Origin of the sequence: Microbacterium sp. 13-71-7 (assembly GCF_002257455.1) — a bacterium.
GTDB lineage: Bacteria > Actinomycetota > Actinomycetes > Actinomycetales > Microbacteriaceae > Microbacterium.
The window spans coordinates 1-3,633 of record NZ_NCKN01000314.1; the positions used below are offsets into that span (position 1 = coordinate 1).

Annotated in this window: 3 protein-coding genes and 1 pseudogene; 3 read left to right on the forward strand and 1 reads right to left on the reverse strand. The window is 71.5% G+C overall.

Annotated features, from left to right (window positions below):
- From gatC to gatB, 3 genes are all read left to right on the forward strand, one after another.
- Window positions 1-243, forward strand: a 243-nt coding sequence (gene gatC, locus B7X32_RS19395) for an Asp-tRNA(Asn)/Glu-tRNA(Gln) amidotransferase subunit GatC (protein ID WP_292723490.1), incomplete at its 5' end; no start/stop codon positions are given.
- Window positions 240-1,754, forward strand: coding sequence for an Asp-tRNA(Asn)/Glu-tRNA(Gln) amidotransferase subunit GatA (gene gatA / locus B7X32_RS19400; protein ID WP_292723493.1), 1,515 nt, complete (start codon window positions 240-242; stop codon window positions 1,752-1,754). The genes gatC and gatA, both read left to right, overlap by 4 nt.
- Window positions 1,754-3,268, forward strand: coding sequence for an Asp-tRNA(Asn)/Glu-tRNA(Gln) amidotransferase subunit GatB (gene gatB / locus B7X32_RS19405; protein WP_292723496.1), 1,515 nt, complete (start codon window positions 1,754-1,756; stop codon window positions 3,266-3,268). The genes gatA and gatB overlap by 1 nt, the downstream gene beginning before the upstream one ends.
- A gap of 37 nt (window positions 3,269-3,305) precedes the next feature.
- On the opposite strand, the pseudogene B7X32_RS19410 reads toward gatB, so the two are convergent.
- Window positions 3,306-3,633 (reverse strand): annotated as a pseudogene (locus B7X32_RS19410) (hypothetical protein); the annotation flags it as partial.

A 3,633-nucleotide genomic window follows, 5' to 3' on the forward strand; every position in this document is an offset into this window, starting at 1 on the left:
CTCTCCGACGACGAGGTGACGCAGCTGACCGGTCAGCTGGACGCCATCGTCGACAACATCGCGAAGGTCTCGGAGGTGGCGACGCCCGACGTCGTCGCGACGAGCCACCCGATCCCGATGCACAACGTCTTCCGCGAGGACGTCGTGGGTCAGACCCTCACCACCGCGCAGGCGCTGCAGAACGCGCCGGACGCCGACGGCGACCGCTTCCGCGTGACCGCGATCCTGGGAGAAGAGCAGTGAGCGAGATCATCCGCTGGACCGCCGCCGAACTCGGCGCCAAGCTGGCCGCGGGCGAGGTGTCGAGCGTCGAGGCGACGCAGGCCCACCTCGACCGCATCGCCGCCGTCGACGGGGACGTGCACGCCTTCCTGCACATCAACGAGCACGCGCTCGACGCGGCCGCCGACATCGACCGTCGCCGTGCGGCGGGGGAGAGCCTGGGTGCGCTGGCCGGTGTGCCGCTCGCCATCAAGGACGTGCTCGTCACGACGGACCAGCCCTCCACGAGCGGCTCCCGGATCCTCGAGGGCTACCGCTCGCCCTTCGACGCGACCGTGGTCGCCCGCGCGCGCGCCGCCGGCCTCGTCGGCATCGGCAAGACCAACATGGACGAGTTCGCGATGGGGTCCTCCACCGAGCACTCGGCATACGGCCCCACGCACAACCCCTGGGACCTGGACCGGATCCCCGGCGGCTCCGGCGGAGGCTCGGCGGCGGCCGTCGCCGCCTTCGAGGCGCCCCTCGCCCTCGGCTCCGACACCGGCGGCTCCATCCGCCAGCCCGCGCACGTCACCGGCACGGTCGGCATCAAGCCGACCTACGGCGGCGTCAGCCGGTACGGCGCGATCGCCCTCGCGTCCAGCCTCGACCAGGTCGGCCCCGTGAGCCGCACCGTCCTCGACGCCGGACTGCTGCACGACGTGATCGGCGGTCACGACCCGAAGGACTCGACGTCCCTCACCGACGCGTGGCCGTCGTTCGCCGAGGCGGCGCGCGAGGGCGCGACCGGACAGGTCCTCAAGGGCCTCAAGGTGGGCGTCATCAAGGAGCTGCCCGACTCCGGCTTCCAGGAGGGAGTCGCGAGCTCGTTCCACGCCGCGCTGAAGCAGATGGAGGCGCAGGGAGCGGAGATCGTCGAGATCTCGGCACCGCACTTCGAGTACGGCGTCGCCGCGTACTACCTGATCCTGCCCGCCGAGGCGTCCAGCAACCTGGCGAAGTTCGATTCGGTGCGCTTCGGCCTGCGCGTCACGCCCGAGGGCGGCGGCACGGTCGAGGACGTCATGTCGCTCACCCGCGAGGTCGGCTTCGGCCCCGAGGTGAAGCGCCGCATCATCCTCGGCACCTACGCCCTGTCGGCCGGCTACTACGACGCCTACTACGGCAGCGCGCAGAAGGTGCGCACGCTCATCCAGCGGGACTTCGACGCCGCGTTCGCGCAGGTCGACGTCATCGCGACGCCGTCCGCGCCGACCACGGCGTTCAAGCTCGGCGAGAAGATCGACGACCCGCTGCAGATGTATCTGAACGACCTCACCACGATCCCGGCGAACCTCGCCGGCGTGCCGGGGATCTCGATCCCTTCGGGCCTGGCGGAGGAGGACGGGCTGCCCGTCGGCATCCAGTTCCTCGCCCCCGCTCGCGAGGACGCCCGCCTGTACCGGGTCGGCGCCGCGCTGGAGGCGCTGCTCGTGGACGCCTGGGGCGGGCCGCTGCTCGACCGCGCACCGATTCTGGGAGGAACCCGCTGATGGCCGCCGTGAAGCTCATGGACTTCGACAAGGCGCTCGAGCTGTTCGAGCCGGTGCTCGGCTTCGAGGTGCACGTCGAGCTCAACACCGAGACCAAGATGTTCTCCGACGCCCCGAACCCGGCGAACGAGCGCAACCACGACGCGGAGCCGAACACGCTCATCGCCCCGGTCGATCTGGGCCTGCCCGGATCCCTCCCGGTGGTGAACGAGACGGCCGTGCGCTCCTCGATCAGCCTGGGCCTCGCGCTCGGCTGCTCGATCGCCGAGTCCTGCCGGTTCGCGCGGAAGAACTACTTCTACCCGGACCTCGGCAAGAACTATCAGATCTCGCAGTACGACGAGCCGATCGCGTTCGAGGGATCCGTCGAGGTCGAGCTCGAGGACGGCACGCTCGTGACGATCCCGATCGAGCGCGCCCACATGGAGGAGGACGCCGGCAAGCTCACCCACATGGGCGGCGCGACCGGTCGCATCCAGGGCGCGGAGTACTCGCTCGTCGACTACAACCGCGCCGGCGTGCCGCTCGTCGAGATCGTCACCAAGCCGATCTTCGGCGCCGAGCACCGCGCCCCCGAGATCGCGAAGGCGTACGTCGCCACGATCCGCGACATCGTCCGGGGCCTCGGCATCTCCGAAGCCCGCCTGGAGCGCGGCAACCTGCGCTGCGACGCGAACGTCTCCCTGCGCCCCCGCGGCCAGGAGAAGCTCGGCACCCGCACCGAGACGAAGAACGTCAACTCGATGCGCTCCGTCGAACGCGCCGTGCGCTACGAGATCCAGCGGCAGGCGGCGATCCTCGCCGATGGCGGCACGATCACGCAGGAGACCCGGCACTGGCACGAGGACACCGGCACCACGTCGCCCGGGCGCCCCAAGTCCGACGCGGACGACTACCGGTACTTCCCGGAGCCCGACCTGCTCCCCGTGCAGCCGCCGCGCGAGCTGGTCGAGGAGCTGCGTGCGGTGCTGCCGGAGCAGCCCGTCGCCCGTCGCCGTCGGCTCAAGGCGGACTGGGGCTTCGGCGACATCGAGTTCCAGGGCGTCGTGAACGCCGGCCTGCTCGACGAGGTCGAGGCGACCATCGCCGCAGGCACGACCGCCGACGCCGCGCGGAAGTGGTGGACCGGCGAGATCAGCCGCATCGCCAACGAGCGCGAGGTCGACGCCGCGTCGCTCATCCGCCCGGAATCCGTCGCCGCGCTGCAGCAGCTCGTCGACGCCGGCACGCTCACGGACAAGCTCGCCCGCCAGGTGCTCGAGGGCGTCATCGCCGGCGAGGGCACCCCGCAGCAGGTCGTCGACGCGCGCGGACTCGCGGTCGTCTCCGACGACGGCGCGCTCATCGCCGCGATCGATGAGGCCCTGGCCGCCCAGCCCGACGTGATGGCCAAGATCAAGGACGGGAAGGTGCAGGCCGCCGGCGCCGTGATCGGCGCCGTGATGAAGGCGATGAAGGGGCAGGCGGACGCCGCCCGGGTGCGCGAGCTCATCCTGGAGCGCGCCGCGCAATAGCGAGGGCCTGTTCAGCACACGCTCAAGGGCACCGCACTCAGAGTGCGGCGCCCTTGAGCGTCGCCGCCTGAAGACCGGCGCCGAGCACGCGGGCGATCGCCCGCAGGCTGGCCGGTTCGTGGAGTCGGCGGCGCTGCTCCTGCGGACTCCCGTCCGCGATGGACTCGAGGGGTCGGGCGGTGATCGTCGCCGACCAGGCATCGGCCGCGGCCCGCACGGCGCCTCGATCCGTTCCGGCGGGCAGGCAAGCCGTCAACGCGCGCTCGACCGTGTCGTGCAGCGCACGGCGGTACCGCGCGAGCGCTGTCGCGACCTCGGGCCGGACGTGGGACTCGTGCCAGAGGATCTCCCGCAGCACATCCGAA